The sequence below is a fragment of the Bradyrhizobium sp. S3.12.5 genome, from assembly GCF_040548225.1.
Lineage (GTDB): Bacteria > Pseudomonadota > Alphaproteobacteria > Rhizobiales > Xanthobacteraceae > Bradyrhizobium > Bradyrhizobium cytisi.
The window spans coordinates 205,920-231,211 of record NZ_JBEPRF010000003.1 but is presented as its reverse complement, the minus strand read 5'-3'; the positions used below and the strand labels follow the sequence as shown (position 1 = coordinate 231,211).

The 25,292-nt window shown below is 63.6% G+C and carries 21 protein-coding genes; 4 read left to right on the top strand and 17 right to left on the bottom strand.

What is annotated here, in order from left to right:
* Positions 1-4: 4 nt before the first annotated feature.
* Both ABIC09_RS05170 and ABIC09_RS05165 read right to left on the bottom strand, forming a co-directional pair.
* Positions 5-1,474: a carboxylesterase/lipase family protein gene (locus tag ABIC09_RS05170; protein ID WP_354108596.1), complete on the bottom strand. Its 1,470-nt coding sequence runs from the start codon at positions 1,472-1,474 to the stop codon at positions 5-7.
* 81 nt (positions 1,475-1,555) lie between these two features.
* Positions 1,556-1,792 (bottom strand): hypothetical protein, encoded by a 237-nt coding sequence (locus ABIC09_RS05165; protein ID WP_354034120.1) that lies wholly within the window; start codon positions 1,790-1,792, stop codon positions 1,556-1,558.
* 191 nt (positions 1,793-1,983) lie between these two features.
* Here ABIC09_RS05165 and ABIC09_RS05160 point away from each other — a divergent pair, with 191 nt between their 5' ends.
* The 3 genes from ABIC09_RS05160 (at position 1,984) to ABIC09_RS05150 (ending at position 5,529) form a co-directional block, all read left to right on the top strand.
* The gene (locus ABIC09_RS05160; protein WP_354108595.1) at positions 1,984-4,674 is read left to right on the top strand and encodes a flavin-containing monooxygenase; all 2,691 of its coding nucleotides are present in this window, start codon (positions 1,984-1,986) and stop codon (positions 4,672-4,674) included.
* Between the two features lie 140 nt (positions 4,675-4,814).
* The gene (locus ABIC09_RS05155) at positions 4,815-5,087 is read left to right on the top strand and encodes a hypothetical protein (protein WP_148753100.1); all 273 of its coding nucleotides are present in this window, start codon (positions 4,815-4,817) and stop codon (positions 5,085-5,087) included.
* A 136-nt stretch (positions 5,088-5,223) separates the two neighbouring features.
* Positions 5,224-5,529 carry a hypothetical protein gene (locus tag ABIC09_RS05150; RefSeq protein WP_148753094.1) on the top strand — a complete coding sequence of 102 codons (306 nt, stop codon included), beginning with the start codon at positions 5,224-5,226 and terminating at the stop codon, positions 5,527-5,529.
* On the opposite strand, the gene ABIC09_RS05145 is transcribed toward ABIC09_RS05150, so the two are convergent.
* The 10 genes from ABIC09_RS05145 to ABIC09_RS05100 form a co-directional block, all read right to left on the bottom strand.
* A complete protein-coding gene (locus ABIC09_RS05145) occupies positions 5,501-5,674 on the bottom strand; it encodes a hypothetical protein (RefSeq protein WP_354108594.1) in 174 nt (57 codons plus the stop codon). The genes ABIC09_RS05150 and ABIC09_RS05145 overlap by 29 nt on opposite strands.
* Positions 5,675-5,773: 99 nt before the next feature.
* On the bottom strand, positions 5,774-6,310 hold the full coding sequence (locus ABIC09_RS05140) for a septal ring lytic transglycosylase RlpA family protein (RefSeq protein ID WP_354034128.1): 537 nt from the start codon (positions 6,308-6,310) through the stop codon (positions 5,774-5,776).
* 152 nt (positions 6,311-6,462) lie between these two features.
* Complete coding sequence (locus ABIC09_RS05135; RefSeq protein WP_187435055.1) at positions 6,463-6,621, bottom strand: hypothetical protein; 159 nt, start codon at positions 6,619-6,621, stop codon at positions 6,463-6,465.
* A gap of 145 nt (positions 6,622-6,766) precedes the next feature.
* Positions 6,767-9,301, bottom strand: coding sequence for a M56 family metallopeptidase (locus ABIC09_RS05130; protein WP_354108593.1), 2,535 nt, complete (start codon positions 9,299-9,301; stop codon positions 6,767-6,769).
* The gene (locus tag ABIC09_RS05125; protein ID WP_148753097.1) at positions 9,298-9,690 is read right to left on the bottom strand and encodes a BlaI/MecI/CopY family transcriptional regulator; all 393 of its coding nucleotides are present in this window, start codon (positions 9,688-9,690) and stop codon (positions 9,298-9,300) included. Before ABIC09_RS05125 ends, ABIC09_RS05130 begins: the two co-directional genes overlap by 4 nt.
* Before the next feature lie 311 nt (positions 9,691-10,001).
* Entirely contained in the window at positions 10,002-11,654 is a 1,653-nt protein-coding gene (locus tag ABIC09_RS05120) for an NAD-dependent malic enzyme (RefSeq protein ID WP_354108592.1), read from the bottom strand.
* A 286-nt stretch (positions 11,655-11,940) separates the two neighbouring features.
* Positions 11,941-12,939, bottom strand: coding sequence for a tripartite tricarboxylate transporter substrate-binding protein (locus tag ABIC09_RS05115; RefSeq protein ID WP_354108591.1), 999 nt, complete (start codon positions 12,937-12,939; stop codon positions 11,941-11,943).
* Positions 12,940-13,194: 255 nt separating this feature from the next.
* Positions 13,195-13,470, bottom strand: a complete 276-nt coding sequence (locus ABIC09_RS05110; RefSeq protein ID WP_354108590.1) for a hypothetical protein — start codon at positions 13,468-13,470, stop codon at positions 13,195-13,197.
* 2,435 nt (positions 13,471-15,905) lie between these two features.
* Positions 15,906-16,904, bottom strand: a complete 999-nt coding sequence (locus tag ABIC09_RS05105; protein ID WP_354108589.1) for an ABC transporter substrate-binding protein — start codon at positions 16,902-16,904, stop codon at positions 15,906-15,908.
* Between the two features lie 195 nt (positions 16,905-17,099).
* A complete protein-coding gene (locus ABIC09_RS05100; protein WP_354108588.1) occupies positions 17,100-19,436 on the bottom strand; it encodes a mechanosensitive ion channel family protein in 2,337 nt (778 codons plus the stop codon).
* 256 nt (positions 19,437-19,692) lie between these two features.
* Here ABIC09_RS05100 and ABIC09_RS05095 point away from each other — a divergent pair, with 256 nt between their 5' ends.
* Complete coding sequence (locus tag ABIC09_RS05095; RefSeq protein WP_354108587.1) at positions 19,693-20,301, top strand: hypothetical protein; 609 nt, start codon at positions 19,693-19,695, stop codon at positions 20,299-20,301.
* 602 nt (positions 20,302-20,903) lie between these two features.
* On the opposite strand, the gene ABIC09_RS05090 is transcribed toward ABIC09_RS05095, so the two are convergent.
* Genes ABIC09_RS05090 through ABIC09_RS05070 form a run of 5 tightly spaced genes read right to left on the bottom strand, consistent with a single transcriptional unit; the run spans position 20,904 to position 25,169 of the window.
* A complete protein-coding gene (locus tag ABIC09_RS05090; RefSeq protein WP_354083408.1) occupies positions 20,904-21,821 on the bottom strand; it encodes a polyphosphate kinase 2 family protein in 918 nt (305 codons plus the stop codon).
* Positions 21,781-22,800: a branched-chain amino acid ABC transporter permease gene (locus ABIC09_RS05085; protein ID WP_354108586.1), complete on the bottom strand. Its 1,020-nt coding sequence runs from the start codon at positions 22,798-22,800 to the stop codon at positions 21,781-21,783. The genes ABIC09_RS05090 and ABIC09_RS05085 overlap by 41 nt, the downstream gene beginning before the upstream one ends.
* The gene (locus tag ABIC09_RS05080; RefSeq protein WP_354108585.1) at positions 22,797-23,678 is read right to left on the bottom strand and encodes a branched-chain amino acid ABC transporter permease; all 882 of its coding nucleotides are present in this window, start codon (positions 23,676-23,678) and stop codon (positions 22,797-22,799) included. Before ABIC09_RS05080 ends, ABIC09_RS05085 begins: the two co-directional genes overlap by 4 nt.
* 16 nt (positions 23,679-23,694) lie before the next feature.
* On the bottom strand, positions 23,695-24,399 hold the full coding sequence (locus ABIC09_RS05075; RefSeq protein ID WP_354108689.1) for an ABC transporter ATP-binding protein: 705 nt from the start codon (positions 24,397-24,399) through the stop codon (positions 23,695-23,697).
* Positions 24,399-25,169, bottom strand: coding sequence for an ABC transporter ATP-binding protein (locus ABIC09_RS05070; RefSeq protein WP_354083409.1), 771 nt, complete (start codon positions 25,167-25,169; stop codon positions 24,399-24,401). Before ABIC09_RS05070 ends, ABIC09_RS05075 begins: the two co-directional genes overlap by 1 nt.
* Positions 25,170-25,292 lie beyond the last annotated feature (123 nt).

The following is a 25,292-nucleotide window of genomic DNA, read 5'->3' as shown; positions in this document are numbered from 1 at the left end:
CAACTCATTTTTTGCTTTCGCCTGCGAGCCGGTCCAGACGCTCTCCCCAAGGGTCGTCGCCGCTCGCGGTACGATCATTGGCGATCAGCAACAGATGGTCGCGGTCCGCGGCAGCATCCCAATGCGGCAGCTCTGCGCCGTTGGGGTCGCCGCTCCTGGCGAAGTTGATCCAGTAGGCCCGCATGCGGTTTGCGACCTCGCGGTCGCGTCGCGAGAAGATGCCCGCACCGGGCACGCCCTCCACGCCGAAGATGAACTGCAGCTCGCGCCCATGGCCTTCGTCGGGATTGCCGCGCCTGCCTTCCGGCACATAGGCAAAGCGGTAGCGGAAGGTCGGCGCGCCGGTCGCGGCATGAAGCCGGGCGAGCATTCGCACCGGCTCGGAGAAGACCTTGTCGGTGTAGAAGCTCGCCGCAACGTCTGAGGACCTTGCGGCATCGGGATAGAGCTTGCGCAGCTCGTCGATGCTCTCGCCCGACGCGGACAGCATCTCCTTGACCTCTAACTCGCTGTCGTAACGCGTCTCGTCGTCGTTCGAGCCGATGATCAGGGGAATGCGGCTCTCATGTCCTGCCGCAAATCCCGCGGCAATGTCTTCTGTCACCAGATCTCCATCCATCGCCGGCATAAAGCTGCGCGGCGATTTCTCCAGCAGACGCTTCTCACCAGCAAGCAGACGCGCCGGTTCGACGGTGCGCAGATCCGCCTGTTGCCCGAGCGCGGCGACAAATTGCCGGCCTGCGGTCTCGGCCCCCTGCGACGACGGTAGGCGCGTGCGGCCGGGCATCGATTGCAGAATGGCTTTCTGGAAGAGATTGCGGGATTGCGCGCACAGCATCAGCAGTGCGATCGACGTTGCGCCGGCATCGTTGCCGAACAGCGTCACGTTGTTCGCATCGCCGCCGAAGGCCGCGATGTTCTCATGCACCCAGCGCAGCGCCGCGATCTGGTCCATCAGGCCGAAATTGCCGGAGCCGCCGTCCGACAGCGCGGGATGCGTCAGCCAGCCGAGCGCACCGAGACGATAATTCACGGTGACCACGATGAGCCCGGCCTGCGCGAGCCTCGCACCATCGAACAGTGGATCATTGGCGGTGCCCTTAACGAAACCACCACCATGGATGAACACCATCACCGGCAGCGGCCCGTCGACGCCGAAGGGACGAAACACGTTGAGCGTGAGGCAATTTTCGCGCGCGGCCGGCAGCGATGGCTGGAGACAGGGCGCGCCATACTCGTAGGCCATGCTCATCTCCGAACTCTCGGGCAAGGCCTGCGGCGGACGCCAGCGCAGGCTGCCTACCGGCGGCGCTGCATAGGCAAGCCCCTTGAACGATGCCACCTCGCCTTCGACGGCGCCGAGCATCTGGCCTTCGCGCGTCAACGCAAATGGAAATTGCCCAACCGGCTGGGCCACGGCCCTGCCGGTGCAGAGCAATGCAAAGGCTGCAATGAACGCAAGCAGGGACCGCATCTTCAGGGGATCTCGATGCGCGAATTGTTCCCCGGCAGGTTACGTCCGAGCCCCGCAGTGAGGCAAGCGCTGTGGCGGGAGCTAGCCGCCCCTGGCAATAATCTCCGCCAGCGCGCGCCGTGCAATGATGCCGAGCTCGCCGAGCGTGGAGTGGCCGGATCGCGCTGCCTCGATCAGGCGCTCGGCGATGAACCTGCGGCTGTCGTGATCGCCGCCATGCGGCAATTGGCGGCACGTCTCCTCCAGGACGACGTCCATGTTGGCTTTGGTTCGCTCACTCAACTCTGTCATGACGCCCTGGCTTGTAGCCGCAAGCATACACAGACGGATCGTGCATGATTATCCGGGCAATCACGGCCATGGTGCATCGCGATGCGTGCATTGACGCAAGCTTCGCGCCGCCACGATGACGCCGCAAACGGGACTACCGAAGATTGCACCTGCTCTGATGACAAGCCGGGCCTGCGGCGCTAGCCTGCCGGCAAAATAAAATACACGGGAGGAATACCATGCCGGACGCAATGGTCGCCGCACGTGAGTCCAAGGCGGCGAGTGGAACAGCTCAACAGGTCGATGTTGCCGTGGTTGGCGCCGGATTTGCCGGCCTCTATCTACTCCATCGCCTGCGCAAGGCCGGCCTCTCCGCCGCCGGTCTCGACGAAGCCGGCGACGTCGGCGGCACCTGGTACTGGAACCGCTATCCCGGTGCGCGCTGCGATATCCAGACCATCGACTACAGCTACACGTTCGATCCGGAACTCGACAAGGTCTGGACCTGGTCGGAGAAATACGCCACCCAGCCCGAGATCCTGCGCTATCTCGGCTTCGTCGCGGACCGCTACGACCTGCGCCGCGACATCCGCTTCAAGACCAAGGTCACCGAAGCCAAGTGGGACGAGACGGCCGAGCGCTGGCAGCTCACCACCGACAATGGCGCACCGGTCTCCTGCCGCCATTACATCATGGCCACCGGCTGCCTCTCCGCGCCAAAACCGCCGGAGATCGACGGCGTCGGGGATTTCAAGGGCGAGGTCTATTTCACCGGACGCTGGCCGCATGACGGCGTCAATCTCGCCGGAAAACGCGTCGCCGTGATCGGCACGGGATCGTCGGCCATCCAGTCGATCCCGCTAATTGCCGAACAGGCCGCGCATCTGACCGTGTTCCAGCGCACGCCGAATTTCGCGCTGCCTGCGCATAACGGCCCCTCGCCGGCCGATCGCAGGGACCTGTTCCAGAGCGACCGCGCGGCCTATCGCGAGCAGGCGCGCCAGTCGATGGCCGGCGTGCCCTACCCGCAGCAGACGGCGGTGAGCTGGCAGCTCAGCGACGCCGAGCGGCGCGAACGCTTCGAGGTGGCCTGGGGCAAGGGTGACCTCGTCTATATCCTCACGCAGCTCTGGGCCGACCAGGGCGTCGACTTCGACGGCAACAAGCTGATCTGCGATCTCATTCGCGAGAAGATCTCGGCGGCCGTGAAGGATCCGGAGACGGCGGCAGCGCTGATGCCGCACGATCATCCCTTCGGCGCCAAACGTCCCTGCCTCGATACCAACTACTACGCGACCTACAACCGGCCGAACGTCACGCTGGTCAATCTGCGCCAGGAGCCGATCAAGGCAGTCACCGCAGGCGGCATCACCACCGGCAAACGCAACGTCGACGTCGACGTCATCGTGTTTGCGACCGGCTTCGACGCCATGACCGGCGCGATCCGCGCCGTGCATCCGATCACGGGGCGCGGCGGCAAGTCGCTCAGCGGTGTCTGGGCGCAGGGGCCGCAGAGCTATCTCGGTCTCACGGTCGAGGGCTTCCCGAACTTCTTCATGATCACCGGACCCGGCAGCCCGTCGGTGCTGTCGAACATGGCGGTCTCGATCGAGCAGCATGTCGACTGGGTCGTCGACCGCCTCGCCGCATTGCGCGACGCCGGCTTCACCACGATCGAGCCGACCGTGACGGCGCAAGCCGGCTGGGGCCGGCACATGGCCGACTGCTCGATGGTGACGCTGCACCGGCTCGCCAACACCTGGTACACGGGCGCCAACGTGCCCGGCAAGGTGCAGGGCCTGATGCCCTACACCGGCGGCGTCGGCCCCTATCGCAGCATCTGCGACGAGGTCGCGAGCCGCGGCATGCTCGGCTTCAGGCTCACCGGCCCCAACGTCGCCGCGCAATGCAATGACGGCGAGGTGGTGCGGCTGCAGCCGGACGTGCGGCTGGTGCTGAACCTGCTGGCGTCGCTGAACCTGCCGCCGATCGAGTCGATGGGCGCGATCGGCGCGCGTGCCTTCGTCAACGAGTTCAACAAGGGCCGGCCTGCGGGACGGCTGATCGGCGACATCGCCGACGGCACCCTGCCCGGCGCGGATGGCCCGCTGCCTTATCGCGTCTACAAGCCGGCCACACCGGGCCCGCATCAGATCGTGGTCTATTTCCACGGCGGCGGCTGGGTGCTCGGCGACGAGCAGTCGGACGAGCCGTTCTGCCGCGACATGGTGCGGCGAACCGGCATGAGCTTTGTCAGCGTCGGCTATCGCCACGCGCCGGAGCATCGCTTCCCCACCGCGGCCGAGGACGGCTACGCGGCGACGCGCTGGATCGCCGGGCATCTGGCCGAGCTCGGCGGCAAGCCCGATCCGGTGCTGGTGGCGGGCTGGAGCGCCGGCGGCAACATCGCCGCCGTCACCTGCCAGCTCGCGCGCGACCGCGGCGGGCCCGAGATCGCCGGCCAGCTGCTGGTGTGTCCGGTCACCGACTGCAGCTTCGACCGGCCCTCCTACAACGACAATGCGACCGGCTACTTCCTGACGCGATCGCTGATGGACTGGTTCTGGGACCTCTACTGCTCGCCGGCCGACCGCACCGATCCGCGTGTCTCGCCGCTGCGCGGCAAGGTCGCCGGCCTGCCGCCGGCCTTCGTCGTCACCTGCGAGTTCGATCCATTGCGCGACGAGGGGATCGCCTATGCGGAAGCGATGGCGGCCGCCGGCGTCCCGGTCGAGCAGCTGAAAGCCCGCGGCCATTTCCACTCGTCCTTTCCGATGGTCGACGTGGTGATCACCGGCGTCCAGGGCCGGATGCAGATGGCTCAAGCCTTGCGGCGCTTTGCCGGGCTGCCGCCGGAGGTCAGCCGCAGCGACGAGACCGGCCACAGCCATGAAAGCCCGGGTCACAAAATCGCAGCTGCCGCGAGTTAAGCCGCCATCGGCCGGGAACCTTTTCCCGGCCGCCGCGTTACCGATGCGTGGCATTGAGATGCAGCGATGGGTATGGGCCCCGGCACGGCAGATTGCGTGCTGGGGCTCTTGTTGCGTGAGGCGGGGACGAGGCGGGGACGATGGGTGGCGTATCAGTTGAGTCAAAAATCGATTTCAGCGCGCGCGCCGTGCTGCATAAATGGCCGTCACTCGGAAACCAGCGCCGGCCGGACCGCGCGTCCTATCACGTGAGCGAAGGCACGCTCGACGAGTGCATCTCGGCCTTCATGGAAAAGCCCGCGCCGACCCGGCATCTCTATGAGATCCACACCGCGCCGCAACCGCCGCTGGTCACGGACATCCTCTCGCCCGAACACATCGCAGAGCTGTCGCGGCTGCGGGAATTTCTCTGATTGCCGGTGGGCGAGCGGCTGCACGCGCACGACGAACGTCTTAGCCGCTTCCGCCGGCTTGGGTAGGAACCTTCTTCCGGTTTTTCCAGTTAACAGGATCGGAAGCCAATCCAAAGCCAAGACGTGAGCAACTCACATGCTTGAAGCTGGCGCGCAATTCCCGGTCGTGCCATTTGGCGCAGATCAAACCCTGTTCGTGGTGATCGATCGTCTCGACGAAGCGACTGAAATCCGGGTCGAACGAAGCGATCTCGACGCTACGATCAGCGAGCTCGTCGCGGGCTGCTTTAACGACCCCATCAAGGTGATCTCGTTCAACACGCTCGAGCACTGGATGAAGGACATCTCGACCGATGTCGCTGATGAGATCCAGGCACGCTGCGGCGCCGATGGCGTGACGCTGCCCGACTACCTCAGCGATTTCGTCGAGAACCATAGCTGACCCGCCTGCCGGCGATGACCTCGATCTCGCGGCGGCGTTCGCCGGCGAAGCTCAGGAGCTTCTCGATCGTCGGCGTATCCGTGATCCGTTTGGCAAGCCGCTCGGCGCGCGCCGCCTGATCTTCGAGATACTGGATCGTGTTCAAGCGCGTCCCCCCAAAGCCCCGAATTGCCGGGCACCCATGGTGCGGGAGAGCAGCTAACAGCCGGTTAAACGCGAAGCTTCGAAGTCGATCGATTACGCCCTATCGCACGACGTCGAGCCGGACATTGGTGATGCCCTTGTCGACCATGCCGAGCGCCTCGGCCGCGGACGGCGAGATGTCGACCACGCGGCCGCGAACGAAGGGCCCGCGATCATTGACCCTGACGGTCACGGCGCGGCCGGAGGAGACGTCGGTGACGCGCAGCCTGGTACCGAACGGCAGGCTCGGGTGAGCCGCGGTCAATTCGTTCTTGTCGAACTTCTCGCCGCTCGCAGTTTCCGTGTCCGAATAGAAGCTCGCAACGCCGCGCGAGGCCGTAGGCCTTGCGTCCGCGGTCTCGCTGGCAGCACGCACCCGGCTGATCGGCCGCGGATGCAGCGCCGCCACCCGGTGCGGCCGCTCGATCGCGACCTGCCGGCCGGTGCTGGCAAGGTCCGCCTTCTGGCGGCCGACCGGTGATTGCGCGCACGCGGCGAGCGAGGCGGCACCGATAATGGCGAGCAGCAACCGGCTCGAGGTTGCCGGCGAAATCCGGGCCGTTTCGGCAGCAGTTTCTGCACTTGCAAAGCGAGACATGATGCGCCCTCCGAACAACCCCAAGTTTCGGTGGGCAATGAGGGCAGAACCTTGGCTGAACAAAAGCGGCCTTGCGACCGCCAGCGTTTCGCGCCGGCTGTGATGAATCCACCACAGTTAGCTGTCCTGAATCGAAACAGGCTTGCGAAAAATCACCCCGATGCGGCGCGCCAGATGATCGGGCGCGTCTCCGGCCGCGCTTCGCCGCTCGCGACCTCGCCCCTGATGAGCCGCATCAGCTCGCGCCGATAGAGCAGCCGCCAGCCGGTTTTCAGGCTGGCGAGAAAGTCGAGCTCCCGTTGCGTCAGCATGTACATCATGAACCCGGTCAGCTTGCGAGGGCCGCGCCGAATTCGCGGGGGCCCGCTACCTTACGTAGTGTTACGCATCGTAACGCTCGCGGCGCCCGTGTGCAAGCCGCGATTGGCGCAAACGCGGCGCCGTCCTGGCGCGCCGCTAGAAATTCGGCCCCAGCGCGATCTTGGTGATCGTTCCGTTCCTGACGCCGATGCGCCATTCCGCCGAGCCGTTGGCGAACTGGGCGACATAGATGTCGCTGTCGAGCGCGGTGACGCCGCGGAACGAGACCGCGCGCAACGCCCCGAGCCGCGCCACGATGGCCTGGTCGAACAAAAGCTGCTGACGCGTGATGTTGGCGACCTCGGTGGTCATATGGTCGTAGTCGGGCTGCCCCTTGCCGATGCCCTCGATATATTGCCGCAGCATCGCCTCGCCATTGGCGATCGGGACGGCGCGACGCGACGCACGCCCCGGCCTGGCACTGACGTTCGAGGCCTCGACATTATGGAAGCGCGTCTGCCGGCCCGGCACCAGGATCTCCATGCACTTCCCTGACTTGTCGGCAATGACCCATGGGCTGTTCACGGTGGTCAGCGCGGCCCAGGTCATGTCCGACCTGACGACGCTCTGCGCCTTGCGCTCGCCGTCAGCGCCGAGATTGAAGACCTTAATATCGTCGTCCGTCTCGTTGTAGAGCATGATCCTGATCGGCGAGGTGCCGGCGCGGCCGCGCACATTCGCCTCCTCCGAGCAGGAGACGATGCCGCCAAGCTCGTCGTTGCCGTCGGGCCGGAAGATCACGTCGCCGGCCTTGCCGTCCGGCTCGAGCAGCACGCGGAATTCCGCCGTGCCGTTCTCGAATTTGGCGCCATAGATGTCGTAGCCGCCCGGCCCGACGCCGCGGAAGAAGATCGTCTCGACCGCACCGAGCGCCACGAAGGTCGCGCGCAATTCGTCGAGCCGACGATGGATGCTGGCGGCGAGCGGCGCGCTCATGCGATCGTAGTTCGGCGTGCCACGGCGCAAATCCTCGATACCAGTGAGGATCACCTCCTTGCTGCGCGCGGCCGGGACCTGCTCCCTGAATCTGTCAGGGACTTCCGCCAGGCGGCGCGCGAAGTCGGCCTCGATCGCCTGAGCCTGCGCTGCATCGATCCGCTGCGCGAGGCGGGCGCCGGAGGTGGCGTTGTGGACCAGCACGCGCGAGATGCCGGCCGTTTCATCGCGCAGGAAGATCAGGAGATGATCGCCATGGACGGAGAACGCGTCAGTGCCCTCGGCAAGAACCGGCGCTCGGCCCTGGCCGGTCTCTTGCACGTGCAGACGATCGCCATCGCGCCGCACGGTGAGCACGCGGCCCGGCGCGATCCTGTACCAGCCGACATATTGATCGAGCGACACCAGATCAGCTGTTGGCGCCGGCATCTCGGCAACGCGAACGGCAAGCACGTCGCGGCCATTCATATGCAGCGTCAATTCGGACGAGCGACGCTCCGCATCAACAGGGAACGTGATCTCGCCGGACGACGCCGCATAGGACGCCGTGCCGTCGTTGGCGACGGTCAGGCGCAGCCTGCGTTGTCCGGTGAGCTGCCCGTAGATTTCGTCGCCCTCGCGGAAGATGGCGAACACCGAGGCCGGGCCCATGACGTTGAAATTGACGGCGTAGAAATTGACGAACGGATGGTAATGCTCGGCCGGCACCTGGCCGAGATCTGCGCCGGCGGGCACCGGATCCGGCGTGCGATAGGCGATCATGCCGGCGGACACGATCACGACGGGCACGATCGCGGCCGCGATCCACAGCCGCTTGCGCCAACCGACCGCTGCGGGCATGGCGGCGGCTGCGATGATGCGTTCGACCCGCGCGCGCACGGTCGAAGCCCGCGCCATCGCAAGCTCCATCGGCCGCGGCTTCACGGAGGTCGCGACGTCGAGCAGGATTTCGGCGTAGGACAGCCGGTCGTCGATCATCTCGATCGCGCGGGCATCGCTGATGATCTCGGCAAGCTCGGCAAGCCGCGCCAGCTGCCACCAGGAGAACGGGCTGAACCAGAACACCGCGCGGTTGAGCGAGGCGAGCAAGAGGACGTAGAAATCGCCATTGGCGACATGCGCGCCCTCATGGGCGAGCACGGCGAGGCGCTTCTTCGCGTCCCAGCCGAAAAACTGCGGCGGCACCAGGATGATCGAGCCGAAGGTGACGGGGCCGCCGACGTCGCGGCTGACGCGCACATCGGCATCGATCATCTCACGGCTTTTCACCGGCTTCGCCGCGCGCGCCAGACGCCAGGTCAGGCAGAGGCCGATGGCCAGCCGCAGCAGCATCAGGCCGGCGAGGCAGGCATAGACGGTGGTGGCGACCATCCACCAGTCGATCGAGACACCTCGCTTCACCATCGGCGCGATGGCCGCAGCGGGCGCGATCGGCAGGGACGGCTGCGGTCGCTCCAGCATCGAGAAGTCAGCCGGCCACGCTTCATCCCGCATGGGCACGGACAAAGGCATCCGGTCGATGGTGAGCGTCGGCCAATGCATCACGAACGGCATCGCCAGCGATGCCAGCAGCACGACCATCCACGCCGTCATGTGGACGTGCGGATTGCGCACACGAAACAGGATGAGACCGATCCAGACGACGCCTCCCAGCGCGAAGGAGCGTAACGCCGCCTCAGCCAGAGCCGCGATCATTCTTTTTTCACTCCCCTCGCCTTCTTCGCCTTAGCCACCTGGTCGGCCAGCGCACGCAATTGCTGCTGGTCGAGCATCGCATTGTCCACCATGCCGACGAGGACCTCCTCCATCGAGCCGTTGCAGAACCAGTCGACGATGCGCTGCACCGCCTTGGCCGCAACCCGCGCCCGCTCTTCGGCGGCGTGATAGACGTAGGTGCGTCCGTCCACGGTGTGGCGAGCATAGCCCTTTTCTTCCAGCCTGCGCAGCACCGTCCGCACCGTCGATTCCTTCAGGCGTCGCGATAGCCGCTCGCGCACGATTTCGGCCGTGACCGGCCCATGGGCCCATACCAATTGCATGACCTCGTGCTCGAGATCGCCCAGGTCGGGCAAACGATCGTCCATGTGGCTTACCTAACAGCTTGAGATTCTTGTAACGCTACGCAGCGTCGCACATAAGGCACGGGCAGACAACGGCGATTCCGGCTGAGCCGGGGTCGGCGTGCCGGGCTGTCGCATATGCGAAAGGGCAGGCGGCTTGCCTGCGGCCATCCTTCGAGACGCCCGCCTGCGGCGGGCCCTCAGGATGAGGACGCGTCTGCTGCGAGATACCAGACCCTCATGGTGAGGAGCCCGCCAAAGCGGGCGTCTCGAACCATGCAGGCCGAGCTCTCCCGGCAGTATTCAACCGTCATAAGCGACAGGCTTGGACTGGTTCAATACTTCGGCTCGTACATCTGCGACTGGACCAGGGCCTTGACATCGTTGGGTGCGGGTCCGTCGGCGAGCCCGCGCTGATAGGCGACGTCAGCGACGGCCACCGCAATGCGGGCCGAGACCTCCCGGATGCGGGGCAGCGCAGGATAGAGGCTGCCCTGATCGAGGTCCTCCTTGCCGACGCAATTGGCGAGCGTATGCGCGGCCGCCATGAACATCTCGTCGGTCACGAGCCGCGAGCGGCTGGCGATGACGCCGAGGCCGACGCCGGGGAAGATGTAGGAGTTGTTGCCCTGGCGCGGCACGAAGGTGCGGCCATTGAGCGTGACCGGATCATAGGGGCTGCCGCAGGCAAACAGCGCGCGGCCCTCGGTGTAGCGATAGGCGTCTTCCGCCGAGCACTCGGCCTTCGAGGTCGGGTTGGACAGCGCGAACACGATCGGCTGCGCGTTGAGCCCGGCCATCGCCTTGAGCACCTCGGGCGTGAAGGCGCCGCCGACCGCGGCGACGCCGATGATCGCCGTCGGCTTCAGCGTCTTGATCGCGGTGAGGAAGTCGGCGATCGGCGCCTGGTCCTTATGCGCATAACGGAGCTTGTGGCCGGAGAGGCCTTCGCGACCGCCGACGACGAGGCCGCGGGAATCCACCAGCCAGTTGCGCCGGAGCGCCTCGGCTTCCGTTGCGCCCTCCGCGATCATGGCGGAGACGACGAGATCGGCGATGCCGGTCGCAGCCTCGCCTGCACCTAGGAACAGGATGCGCTGATCCCGGAGCTTGCCGCCATTGACGCGCAGCGCCGAGAACAGGCCGGCGAGCGCAACCGCTGCGGTGCCCTGGATGTCGTCGTTGAAGACGCAGGCTTCGTCGCGATATTTGTGCAGCAGCTTGAACGCGGAATGGTTGGCGAAGTCCTCGAACTGGATCAGCACATCGGGAAACGTCTTGCGCGCTGCGACCATGAATTCGTCGACGAAGCTGTCGTAAGCGTCTCCGGTGAGCCGCCGCTCGCGCAGGCCGAGATAGTAGGGATCGCTGAGGAGCTCCTCGTTGTTGGTGCCGACGTCGAGCACGATCGGCAGGCACTGCTCGGGATGCACACCGGCACAGGCCGAATAGAGCGAGAGCTTGCCGACGGGGATACCCATGCCGTTGGCGCCGAGATCGCCAAGCCCCAAAATGCGCTCGCCGTCAGTGACGACGATGAGTTTTGCGGCATTGGGCCAGTTCTTCAGGATCTCCGCGATCTGGCCGCGATCGCGCGAGGAGATGAACATGCCGCGCGGTCGCTGGTAGATCAGGCCATATTTCTGGCAAGCGAGCCCGACCGTCGGCGTGTAGATGATCGGCTGGATCTCGTCGATATTGTCGACCACGACGCGAAAGAACAGCGCCTCGTTGCGGTCATGCAGCGCGTTCAGCGCGACGAATTTTTCCAGGTCGGTCGGCAGCGTGCGCAGATTGGTCAGCACGCGCTCGACCTGCGTCTCCATTGTCAGCACGCAAGGCGGCAGCAGGCCACGCAGGCCGAGCGCTGTGCGCTCCGCTTCCGTGAAGGCCGTGCCCCTGTTGAGCAAGGGATCGCGCAGCAAGGCCATGCCGTGCGCGGAATCGGACGATGTCGAATGGGTGTCGACCCGAGCAGGTCTATTCACGAATTCCCCCAGGGAGTTTCTTATTGAAGGGCAAGCATTGTCGGCCAGCGTTCCATCGAGATCAAGGACGTTGCTCCTTGGGCCGCGATTGTGATCTCGCACCGCAGCGAGACTTTCGCGAGAGAGCGCAGTGCGCGCGACGCAAAAGTTAACGGCGCGGGGCGACTCGCGCTCCTCATGGTGAGGAGCGCGTCTTCGCGCGTCTCGAACCATGAAGGCCCCTATCTCGCCCGCGTCCATCCTTCGAGACGCCCGCTGCGCGGCCTCCTCAGGATAAGGAAAGCCCCTATTCCGCCTTGATATCCGCGGCCTTCACGACCGGCCACCATTTCTCGGTCTCGGCCTTCTGGAAGGCGGCAAGCGCTGCGGGTGATTGCTGGTCCACTGGCGGAATCTCCTGGCCCAGTTCGGCAAAGCGCTGCTTGACGGACGGATCGGCAAGGGCTGCGACAAAGGCCGCGTTGAGCTTTGTGACGATCTCCTTCGGCGTGTTCTTCGGTGCCCAGATGCCGTGCCAGTAGGAGATGTACAGGCCAGGCAGGCCCGCCTCGTCGACGGTCGGAATGTCGGGCGCGGACGCGAGCCGCGTCGGCGCCGTCACCGCGAACGCCTTGATCGTACCGTTTCTGTATTGCGGCAGCGAGTTCGAAGCCTGGTCGAACATGATGTCGATCTGTCCGGCGACGAGATCGATCATGGCGGGCCCGGCACCGCGATAAGGCACGAACTGGAAGTCGGTGCCGGTCTTCTCCTTGAAGAAGACGCCGGCGACATGCGCGCCGGTGCCTGCGCCGGCCGTCCCCGCGGTGGCCTTGCCGGGATTGGCCTTCAGCCACGCGATCATCTCTTTCAGATTGCTGGCCTCGAGCGACTTCCGGCCGACGATCAGCTGCGTGCCCATCGCGACCAGCGCGACCGGCTCGAAATCGGCGACTACGTCATACGGCAGCTTGAGGACCGCGCCGTTGAGTACATGCGTGCCCCAATGGCCGATGGTGATGGTCGTGCCGTCAGGCGTCGCCCGCGCGACGCGGGCGCCGGCGATGCTGCCGGACGCGCCGGCCACGTTCTCGACCACGATCGTCGCATGCAGCTCGGTGGCGATCCGCTCGGACAGGATCCGCGCCAGCGTGTCGGTCGGGCCGCCCGCCGCGAACGGCACGACAAGAGTGATGGGTCGCGACGGAAACGGCTGAGCGTCCGCCGGCGCCATCCACGCCGCACTTCCGATCAACGCGCACGCGACCATCACACGGCCGCGCAATCCGGCCCACAGCCCCCGCATCGTTCTCTCCCACCCTTTTTGCCGCCCGCACGTCGTCAGCGGGCTGAAGCCGGAGTGAACGCTGCCGGACGGGCAGAGGCAAGCTGGAAATGATGCCGGGCCGCTTAGGGGGTGGACTCATAAACTCGCGCTGCACTTTGTGTGAGGTCCGCTCTGCCTCCGATACCGGCCGTGTTGGCGCACCTCACCCGAGGTCCGAGTTGGGCACATGAGCGGACATGTCCGAACCGAAAAACACGGCCAGCTGAGACGGCTTCATACCAAGCTTGCGAGCAAGATGGCTATGAAAAGGGTAGGCCCATACGCGAGCAAGGCGACTTCGGCTCGGACCGATTTTTGGCGATATTGTTGGCCCAGCTCCGTGTAGTCAGCAGGATCGGTTTGGAATGAGAACTGGCGTGGCCCTAGGATGGGCCGCTCCTTCGGCACACGATGGTTCAGCATCTGCGCCGACAAGATGAAGTTCCATAAGAAGATGCCAATGCCGACGCCAATCCACAGCGCTACGCCGATGTAAACAAGGACACGCATTGGCCGCTCCGCACAAGGTATCAGGGATTATAAAACAGAGAAAATGAAAAGATCGAGGTCCGCGATGGGCGGTTATCGGACGTCAGAATGCGGCGGTCCAGAAGGTCGGCTACGGGCCAAGAGCGGCCATAGCGATAACACTGTAACTAGATGGCTCATCAAGATGCACCCCCAATGAACAGCCCTCGCGTGACCGCCATTCCGTTTTGCAGATAGACCTGATGCGGTTCAGGGAACACGTGGGTCAGCCGCCCCACCCACGGAAGCGTTTTGCTGATGTCTACGCGGACGGGATCACTCGTGACTTCGACGAAAACTCCGATCAAACGCGCGGAACGTCCAAACACTCGGGGGATGTCTGCCTGAGTTATTGGTTGTCCGCCGGCTGGATCGCCTCGGTCTCCAAACCACAAGAGTAGGGGCAGATTATCGTCTCTGAGTTTGCGCTTGCCTGACGGAGGTGACCAACCCCTCAAGTCATTGACCGACGTTCCCTTGTTGAACGCCCTCGGGAAGAGCCACAGCGCACCCCAAGGACCACCGTATGTGTCTGGCGCACCCCAGCGCTCTCCGTTGGCCAGTGCGGCGACGAGGACGCCCTTCTCTGTGAGGTCTACAACTGCGGCCTGTCCCCGCACGGTGGGACCGTACCCGCCCGAGTCGGCTATTTCAGGGCCACCATGCCAAGTGACCTCGATCACGCTAGAGCCGGAGTGGAGTTGTCCATCAATCTCGACGTCAACAGTCAATCGATATCGATAGGTATAATTGGGGTATTTATATAGGTAGAGCCCGACCGCTGCTCCCGCGATCAGAAGAACACTAAAAAGTCCGGCTAAGCAGCCCTTTTTCATATTTCGCCTATTGCTTCGAGCGTTGCACAACGCGCCTGACGACCTCTCTTGGTTGCATCGTGCTCGATGCGTCAACTGTGCGCTCACCGTGATGCCAATTTTCAGTGAACGCCAATAGTCAGCTTAGGGTCAAAAGCCGATGCCGCCACGGCAGGGACTTGATCGCTTGGAGTCCACTAAGGGCTGTTATCGGACTCCAGACTGGGGTCGCTGGGCATGTCGATTAAGGGCCATGAGCCGACCTGCCTCGCGGCGATTGTCTCTACCCAAATCGTTTGGCGAACTCTACGAGCGCTGCTGCAACATCTTTACGCCTAGCGTCCGTGCGTGTGAATCCCAGCGGTCCTGCGAACTTGATAACTACCTTTTCGGGATTGGATTTCGGCCGAGCATCGGTCGTCCAAGATAGCTCTCCGGCCCGAACCTTAACAAGATCGCGACTGGTGCACGCGGACTCAATCGATGAGAATATCTGCTTTGCTTCATCGACTGAAAGCTCCATCGATTGACACTCACCACCGCCGAGCGACATTAGGGTCAAACCAGACCGTTCGATGCGGAAGTACAGCCCATTGGTCAACGCGACAGTTTCCCTAGGTCCCAACCCGGCAGCAATAAGACACCGTCCCAACACTTCAAGAAAGACTTTAATCCGTCGATGATCATTCATGGGTTCGGTGTTGCCGTGTGTGGGCCAAGCTGACGACGAGAGCATCCCCGTCATTGATACGCATTGCAAGGCCTGCTTCGGGTCACAAGCAGCCTTCGACCGGATGCACACGGCAGGTCGGGTACGGGCCAAGAGCAGACCTCGGTACAGGAAGCTCCGCCGCTCTGCTTTAGGACAGATTCGGGACCACCCTCGTCAGTTGTTACTGTCGGGGACCTTTGGTGCCGAACCGAAGCACATCTCGCAAGGCGAAACCGGTTCGCATTCGACACGATCACCTTGCTCAAGCGGCCGATGAACGCCCCCCTCTAAGATATATAGTCCCTTTGTAGTCATCCTCTCTGTTTATGCCTCCAAACACGAACACTCCGTACCGTGAGAACGTGACAGCAAACACGTTCCAGTCTCGCCATTGTCCCTTCCTGTCTTTGTGCTTTAAGAGTCCGCAAACCCGTTTTGGTTCTGAAATCGAACGAGTGAGCCCACTCAGCATCGCTCCCGACGAGGCGTCTGTTACTCCCATCAAATCGACGCGCAACTCTTCAAAGAGCTGATGCTGCTCTTCCGACGTCAGAACGTGTCGAGACCAGTCCGCGAAATGCATCGGAACGTGAGGGATCAAATGCCTATCTGCGAAAAGGTAACCTTCCGCAGCCAGAGCGGCCGAAATGACTACCAAGACCATTCGCTTAGCTCTCATTCCGTCATTTCATCCCAGGCGTGCATTTTTGCAAGCCACTCGCACCAACAATATTAATATTTGGAGAAAGAGCTGCCCAAGCCGCCGATCACACGCAAGGTGGGAGACTTCCGGTTTGCATTGGTAAGCTGACGTTTATGGGTACACGCTCTGGTATTACGGTGACTTAATTTTGGAATTGAATGCACTGTAATACCCATGCAGCGCAGCATCATTCAATTACATAGTCAGCGCGGCTAAGGATTGACGGCGGGATGGCAAGGCCGAGCATTTTGGCAGTCTTGAGATTTAATCTCAGATCGAATCTAGTCGGCACCTGAACCGGAAGCTCTGCGGGGCTTGCGCCGTGGAGGATGCGATCGACGTAGAGGGCGGCGCCAACAAACAGGTCCTCGTCTACGGGGCCATACGAGAGTAGCCCACCCTGTTCGGTAGGAACCGTTCGATCTGAGACCGCAGGAACATGGTGTTGCGTCGCCAGTGATATGACCATTGCACGATGGACAACCATAAATCCATCCGATTGGACGACGAGACCTCCGCCTGGCTCCCGTCCAAGACTCGCAATCGCCGTTTCAATATCCGCCTCATTACGCACAGATGCTGTGATTGCCGAGACGCCAACAGACCGCGCGGCAGCTTCGAAGGAGGGAAGGAAATATGATCCGCCTGAGGGGGCCGTGTCTGGATTGAACATCATCCCGACCCGCATGACGCGAGGCGCGATCTCCTTCAGCAGCTCCAGCCACTTGCCGCCCATCGTCGGCTCTAGGTTGATGAAGCCGGTGATATTCGCGCCAGGGCGGGAAAGGCTCGCGACGAATCCGGCCCCTATTGGGTCAGACACTGTTACAAATACAATCGGAAGCATCCGTGTCTCCCGCTGGAGCGCAGCGGTTGCTGGGGTCGTGGATGCGACGATCAGGTCGGGTCTCAGTTCAACCAGCTCTTTCGCCAAGAGTTGCATCCGATCAACACTTCCCGCAGCCACGCGAACGTCCAGCCGGATGTTGTGTTCTTCTATCCAACCCAAGTCGCGAAGCCGCTGTGTCAACTTGGCGAGAAGGAGTTTTGTTGTCGGATTGTTCTCATCCCATCCCAAGAGGACGCCGACCCGCCGCATGCGGCCTTGCTGCGCGTACCCGGCGCGCGAAAGGGCTATCGTAGTAGCCGAACCAGCGAGAAGAGTAACGAACTCGCGCCGCCTCATTCGATCACCTCGTCGGCCAGGGCGAGCAGTGTAATGGCCCGAATAACGATAGCACAATCACGAGATGGCCAGAGACTGCTGCGGTGCGAGATTTTAATCCGGCCGATGGCCGCCGTGGGTCACAAGCCGCCGATCACACGCAAGGTGGGAGACTTCCGGTTTGGATTGGTAAGATGACGTTTATGGGTACACGCTCTAGCCGGCCGCCCGCCGCGGCGTCAGATTGTCGGCGCTGTCGGCCGGCGGCGCGATCTGCATCAGGATGGTCTGGACCGGGGACGCGACCTCGATGCCGTTCTGCTGGAAGCGCTGCTTCATGCGGCGGTTGAACTCGCGCTGGACCGGCCAGCGGCCCGCCTCGGTGCAGCGGATCTGACCGACGATCGACACCATGGCACCATCGACCTTGTCGATGCCCCAGAGCTCGAGATCGCCGCGGATCAGCGGGCGGAATTCCTGCTCGCGGCGCATCTCCTCGACGATGTCCTTGAGGATCTGGCCGGCGCGGTCGGTGTCTTCCTTGTAGGCGACATTGACGCTGACGGAGGCATTGCCGGCGCCACGGCTGGCATTGGTGATGGTCGTCACCGCGCTGAACGGCACGATGTGCACGGCGCCGTCGCCGGCGCGCAAGCGGATGGTGCGGATCGAGACGTTCTCGACCACGCCTGTGAGGCCCGACACGCTGACGGTGTCGCCGACCTGAACCGTGTTCTCCAGCAGCAGGAACAGGCCGGTGATGAGATCCTGCACCAGCTTTTGCGAACCGAAGCCGATGGCAATGCCGACGATGCCGGCACCCGCGAGCAGCGGCGCGACATTGACGCCGATTTCGCTCAGCGCCGTGAGGCCGACGACCGTGGCGATCACGCACAAAAGCGCCGTGCGCAACATCGGCTGGAAGGTGCGCAGCCGCGCCGCACGGGCATAATGTCCGTCGCGCGACAGCGTATTGATCTGCCGGTCCAGCAGCGCATTGCTGGCTTCCCAGATCGCCGCGGCGATGACGACAGCGACGCCGATCGTCGCTACCGCCGAGAGCAGCCGGCTGCCGATCTGGCCGCCATAGAACCAGACGATGGCATCGACGCCCCAGACCTCGAGCACGGCGACGAAGCCGATGAAGGCGATCACGCCGGAGACGATCCTGCGCAGCAGCGGCAGATAGCGGTTGGCGCGGATCTCCAGCCCCGGAAAGCGCTGCAGGATTTCCGGCTGGATGCGGAAGCCGCGGTCGATCAGGCTCAGTGTCACCATGATGGCGACCCGCGTGATCAGCACCACCGCGACGGTGCCGACAAAATATTGCAGCAGCAGCGAATAGCCGTTGCGGATGTTCAGCGCCCAGACCGCCCATAGCGCCAGATCGAGCGCGATGGCCAGATAATGCCAGCCGCCGGCGATGCGGTTGCGCAGGCGCGCGGCGATCCCCTGCCGGTCCGCGGGTGCGCGGATGGCGTCGGCGACCTGGCGCCGGCATTGCAGGATGATGACGACGACGAAGAGATGCACGACCAGCATCACCATGCGAATGAGCGCGGCATAGCCGGCGCGATGCAGGCCGAGCAGCAGCGCCACGTTGGCGAAGGCAATGCCGGTTACGGCGACGCCGACGATGCGACGCGCCCAGATCTCGATATAGGCTGCCGTCTCTGCGCGCACCGGAAACAGGCCGAACGGGCCTGCCAGCGCGCGGACGACGCAAATGAGCCCGCGCGAGAACGCATAGGCGTTGACGACGGCAAGGATCACGAGGCGGACGGTCGCGGGCTCGCCGATCTCTGTTCCGAGCAGTGCGGTCGCGATGCCAACGAAAACGACCACCGGCAGCAGTTCGAGCAACAGCCGCCCCAGCACGAAGGGCAGCCGCAGCAACAGCTGCCAGACCCGCGCGAGGCTGTGCCTGCGCTTGTGCAATTCCGGCTCGGGAGTGACGTCGGCGACCGATGAGGGTTGATCGGCAATGGGCAGCGCCTGCGCCGGCAGGCGCGCGGTCTGCGGCACGCGCCCTTCGAGGAAGGCTACGGGGCGCCGCATCAGGCGGACAATCCCCCATTCGGCCGCAAGCGCACAGCCGAACACCAGCGCCAGCTTCCAGGCGATCTCGATCAGGAGATTGTAGGCGTCGGGATCGTTCGCGGTCCGCACGATCCAGTAATAGAACGCCGAGAAATGCGTGAGCGTCCGCGCCATATCGGCGACATCGCGCGAGACGTCGCCGATCTGCTCTGACACGGTGAGCAGAAGCTGCGCACCGAGGCCGTCGGCCGATAGCGGGATCGCAGACTTCTGCTCGGGCGCGGGTGCGGGCTGCTGCGGACCGGACGCATTCGCGATCGCGCGCAGCGTATCGATCATTTGCGCACGCTTCTTGTCGTCCTGAAGCGTCTCCAGCGCCCGCCTGGCCTCGTCAGGCGACAGTGCGGCCGTGCTATTGGCGGCCGGCGCAGGCGGCTCTGCGTGGGCTGGGGAGACGGACGAAAGGACGAGAAAGAAGACAGCGACAAGCGCCGAAGCAAGCTTATGCGACACGCGGATTCCTCAAAATAAATGAAATGCGCCGGCGGAATCGGGACCGCACGAAGCACTGCGTCATGCCGGATGGAGGCTATTCGCCCCCAACCTGTGTCGGAAGTTTGCCGGTGAGGCGACCATCTCTTGGCATTTCCTCTCGCATTTCCTTGGGCATTTCCTTGGGCATTTCCCGCAACGCAGATGTGATGGAACCGCTTCGTGGTCAATGTCGCAAAAGCATGCGAGATTGCGGGTGGGAATTCGGGGGCATCACATGACAGATTCCGATCGGCGCCGGCTCGTGCTTGCGGGAGCCGCGGTCGTGCTCGGCCTGCCGTCAGCGGTCGCGCAGAATGGACCGACTTTCACCTATCGCGGCATCACGGTCGACACCAGCGCCGCGCAGGACCCGCCTTATATCATGGAGGTCGTCGCGTCGCTGAAGCATCAGATTGACATCGTCGTGGAATGCGGCGCGAAGCCCGAGATCATGACTTTCTTCAAGAGCCAGCCGGTCTCGGTCAAGCCCGGACAGGGCGACGGCGGCGGGCACTTCACGTCCAAGGTCAAGGGCGTCACGGTTGACGCGGCCGTCGTTGCGCCGGAGAAGCCGGTGCTGCTGCACGAGCTGCTCCACGCCTATCATTTTCGCGTCCTGCCGGGCGCGCTGGAGAATCCGGACCTCGTCCGTTTCTACGGCATCGCCAGGCAGGACGAGCTCTATCCGCTGGACGCCTACGTGCTGAAGAACGTGCAGGAGTTCTTCGCGGTGACCGGAAGCCTCTATCTCTGGGGCAATGTCGACCGTCCCCCCAACAATCGCGCCACGCTGCATGACAAGCAGCCGGTGTATTATCCCGGTGTATTATCAATGGCTCGGTGATCTCTTCGGCGTGCAGAAGAAGGCGTAGCCGATGCGCGAGGGTGCAAAACGCACAGCGCCGGGCAGGTAGGGGCCATGCCTTACTGACTGCAGCCCACTAAACCTTTACCCGGCGTGCCGTTCGCGGTTTTCGCCGCTATGCGATAGTCCGAACGAGCTCCATCGCACTTAACGCGGCTGGATTTGCGGAGGTGGAGTCATAGACCTCCCCTTGCTCATGAGGTGGACGTTACGCGTCGCTTGTTTGCGACCATCGGCATGCTCCTCCTGTGACATAAAACTGTCAAGCGGGATCAAATGGCCTGAGCATCACATTTGCAGAGCGGTTCCGCGACGACTGACCACATCAGAGCCGCACCGGCGCAATGGTGACATCATGCCCCTGTTTTGCCCGACGGGTCAAACGAAATTCTTTGAATCCGAATATCATTTGCGCTGTCATTCAAGTCATTGATTTCACGATCATCGGCTACTGTGCATGGGGTTGTTTTCGAGATCGGGCGTACTGACAGCCGACTTGCGCAGAAATCGTAGGGTGGGCAAAGGCGCACTCGTGCCGTGCCCACCATCTCTCCTGTCCGAACGAAGATTGGTGGGCACGCTTACCGCTTCCCCTTCCCCTCCTTCTCCAGCGCCTTGCGCACATTCTCGAACTCCGCCAGCGAAGCCTTGTCGGCGCGGGGAAAGCGCAGGTCCAGTTTTTCGAGCTCCGCGACGATGACGGAGCCGATCACCACGCGGGCAAACCATTTGTGGTCGGCGGGCACGACATACCACGGCGCATGCCGCGTGGCGGTGTGGCGCACGATGTCCTGATAGACCGCCTGGTAGCGCGGCCACAAGGCGCGCTCCTCGATGTCGCCCATCGAGAACTTCCACTGCTTGGCCGGCTCCTCCAGCCGGTCGAGAAAACGCGCGCGCTGCTCTTCCTTGGAGACGTTGAGAAAGAACTTCAGCACCAGGGTGCCGTTGCGGGAGAGATAACGTTCGTAGGCGGAGATGTCCTCGAACCGCTCCTTCCAGATATTTTTCGTCACGAGCTTTTGCGGCAGCTTCTCCCTGGCGAGGATCTCCGGGTGCACGCGCGTCACCAGGCATTCCTCGTAATGGGAGCGGTTGAAGATGCCGATATGGCCGCGCTCCGGCAGCGCGAGGACGTGGCGCCAGAGGAAATCGTGGTCGAGCTCCTTGCTGCTCGGTGCCTTGAAGGAAGTCACCTCGCAACCCTGCGGGTTGATGCCCTCGAAGATCGCCTTGATCGCACTGTCCTTGCCACCGGCGTCCATGGCCTGGAACACGATCAGCACCGACCAGCGGTCCTGGGCGTAGAGCTTCTCCTGGAACGCGACCAGCCGCTTCTTGTTGGCGTCGAGAATCTCCTGCGCCGCCTCCTTGTCCAGATCGCCCTTCTCGTTGGTCTTGTAGCCTTTCAGGCGAAACTTGCCGGACCCGTCGTGCCGGAATGGCGTGATGTAGCGGTCAAGTTCCTGGGCGAGCGATCTGGACGGCTTTTTGCTCATGAGGGCGGGGCACCTTGCGTTGCGACTTCAATCGGTCGAGCAGGCTACCAAGGATGCCCTTCGGAAGGAATATGATGAAAAGCACCAGCAGCACGCCGTAGACGAGATTGTCCCAGCCAACCGCCCTGGTGCCGAAGCCGATGCGCAGGGTTTCCGCGAGCAGGATGGTGATGACGGCGCCGACGGTCGGACCGAGCGAGACGAACAGGCCGCCGACGATGGCCGCGAACACCATCTGGAGCGACACCGCGATGCCGGAGACGGTGTCGGGCGTGATGAACATCTGGTACTGGCAATAGATCGCGCCCGCCAGTGCCGTCATTACGGCGCTGATCAAGGTGATCTTCAGTTTCTCCGCGGTGACGTCGACGCCGGCGGCGGCAGCCGCGTCCTCGTCCTCCGAGATCGCCTCGAGCGCGTAGCGGCTCATGCTGCGATCGATCAGGTGCCAGACGACGATGCCGCCGAGCCATACCGCAAGCGCGATCAGATACCAGGTCGTCTTGTCGTCGAATTGCAGCGCCAACAGCTTGTTGCCCGAGGCGCGGTTCGGCGTGTAGCCGAGCGAGCCGCCGGTATAGTCGCGCGTGGCCGTGATGATCTGGAGCACGATGCCGGAGAGCGCGAGCGTCACCAGCACGAAGTAATGCCCGGTGATGCGGAAGCGGAAGCAGGGGTAGCCTACGATCAGCGCCAGCGCGCCGGCCGCGACCATGCCGACGGGAATCCCGATCCATGGCGACAGGCCGAGATGGTTCCACAGCAGCGCGGTGACATAGGCGCCGATCCCCATGAAGCCGCCATGCCCGAGCGAGACCAGGCCGAACCGCCCCATCATCGACCACGACGTGTAGGCGAACGACCAGATCAGGATCAGCACCAGAATGTGCAGGTGATAGGGATCGCGATACACGAACGGCAGCGCGACCAGCGCGGTCAGTCCTAATCCCCATGCGACAAGCCGGCCCTGCCCCATCATCGGCGCCTCGCGAGCAGGCCCGCGGGCCGGATGAACATCATGACGATGAAGAAGGCGAAGGCGAGCACGTAGCCCCATTCGAGATCGGAGAACAGGCCGCCGAGCGAGATGATCTCGGCAAACACGAAGGCCGCAATGAAGCCGCCGATGAAATTGCCGAGGCCACCGAGCACGCAGATCAGGAAGGTGATCGGCCCGAACGAGAGGCCGACGAAGGGGTGCACGTCGTATTGCAGCACCAAGAGGCAGGCGGCGAGCCCGGCCAGCCCGCCGCCGATCGCGGACGTGATGAGATAGATCCGTTTGGTGTCGACGCCCATCAGCGCCATGATCTGGCGGTCCTGCGAGATGGCGCGGATCGCGGTGCCGGTGAAGGTGCGGGTCATGAACAGATAGACCGCGACCATGCCGACCAGCGCCGCCAGGAACGACAGAAGTCGCGCGTAGCTGAAATTCATGTCGCCGAAGGCGAGCACCGGCAGGCGGATGCCGAGGTTGCGGAAGTCGATGCCGAAGGCCACGGTGGCAAAGCTCTGCAGCACGAACAGCACGCCGCCGGTCGCGAGCAGCTGGTTGATCGGCGGCGCCGTCAACAGCGGCGCGATCACGAGATAATGCAGCAAGGCGCCGAGGATCGCGACCAGCAGAATGGTCAGTGGCGCGGCGATGAAGTAGCTGACACCATAGTACTGCACCAGGAAATACATCGCGTACATGCCGATCATCACGAGCTCGGCGTAGCAGATCCAGGTGACGTCGATGACACCAAAGATCAGGTTCAGCCCGAGCGCGAGCAACGCCAGCACGCCGCCGAGCAGGATGCCGTTGATCACGGCTTCCAGCAGATAAATGTCGAAAATGTCCAGGAACGCCTGCATGCCCTCGCCCGCCCTTTCACACCCCGAGATAAGCTTCCTTGACCGTGTCGCTCGCCAGCATCTCGGCCGAGGTGCCTGAGGCGCGGATCGTCCCGGCCCCGATCAGATAGGCCCGGTCGACCACGCGCAGCACCTGCTGCACGTTCTGCTCGACGATCAGCACCGTCAGTCCGCGCGCCCGAATCCGCTTCATGAGCTCAAACACCTGCTGCACCACCACCGGCGCCAGCCCGGCGGACGGCTCGTCGAGCAGGAGGAGCTTTGGATTGGACATCAGCGCGCGGCCGATCGCGCACATCTGCTGCTCGCCGCCGGACATGGTGCCGGCCATCTGATGGCGGCGCTCCTTCAGCCGCGGAAACAGGTCGAACACGACCTCCTGCCGCTCGGCATAATGGCCGCGCGCCTCCTTCATGAAGGCGCCCATCTTGAGATTGTCGTCGACCGTGAGCTGCGGAAACAGCCGCCGGTTCTCGGGCACATGCGCGATGCCGAGGCTGACGATCTTGTGCGCTGGCGTCGCGACGACGTCGGCGCCCTCCATGGCAATCGATCCGCGCGAGGGACGGATCAGGCCTGAGATGACACGCATCAGCGTGGTCTTGCCGGCGCCGTTCGGGCCGATAACGCCCACGGCCTCACCGGCCTTCACGTCGAGATTGAGGTCGAACAGCGCCTGGAACGTGCCGTAGCCGGCATTGACGCCGCGAAGCTCCAGCATCATTGGCCTCCCGCGCGGCGGCGCGCTTCGGCGGCCGCAGCCTGCGTAGTCTCGGCATCGGTGCCGAGATAGACCTCGATGACGCGCGGATCGCCCGCAACCGCGCTCGGCAGGCCTTCCGAGATTTTTTCGCCGTGATCGAGCACCATGACGCGGTCGACGACGCGCATCAAGACGCCCATGATATGCTCAACCCAGATGATGGTGATGCCGAGCTCGTCGCGGATGTTGCGCAGCATGTCGGCAGCCTGGTCCATCTCGGCATCGTCGAGACCGCCGAGGCTCTCGTCGGCAAGCAGAAGCTTTGGCGCGGTGGCGAGCGCTTTCGCGAGCTCGAGTTTCTTCAGCCCGGCCGCGCCGAGGCCGTCAACGCTGGCGTGGCGATCGGTCGGCAGGCCCACCATCGCGAGTGACCGCTCCGCCGCCTCCTCGGCCTTGACGCGGCTATGGCGGCCCTGGCCATAGAAGCCGGCAAGCACGACGTTCTCGAAAATCGTCAGCCGCCGGAACGGCCGCGGAATCTGGAAGGTGCGGCCGATGCCCCGGTTGATGATCCGGTGCGGCACCAGCCCCGCGATCTCCGAGCCATCGAACAGGATCGATCCGGAGCTTGGCGCCAGCGTGCCGGAGAGCATGTTGAAGATCGTGCTCTTGCCCGAGCCATTGGGACCGATCAGACCGAGAATCTCGCCCTGCTCGACTCTAAACGACACGTTGTTGACGGCGGTGAAGCCGCCAAACCGCTTCACCAGCCCGCTGACCTCCAGCACCGCCCCGCTCCGCCGCTACTGGTTGCTGTAGGAGGCGCATCTAAACCTCCTTGGACGATTGTGCATTGCAATTTTTTGTTTTGCTTTTGCGCCCATCACATGGGCTGGGGCGCGCGATGTCAA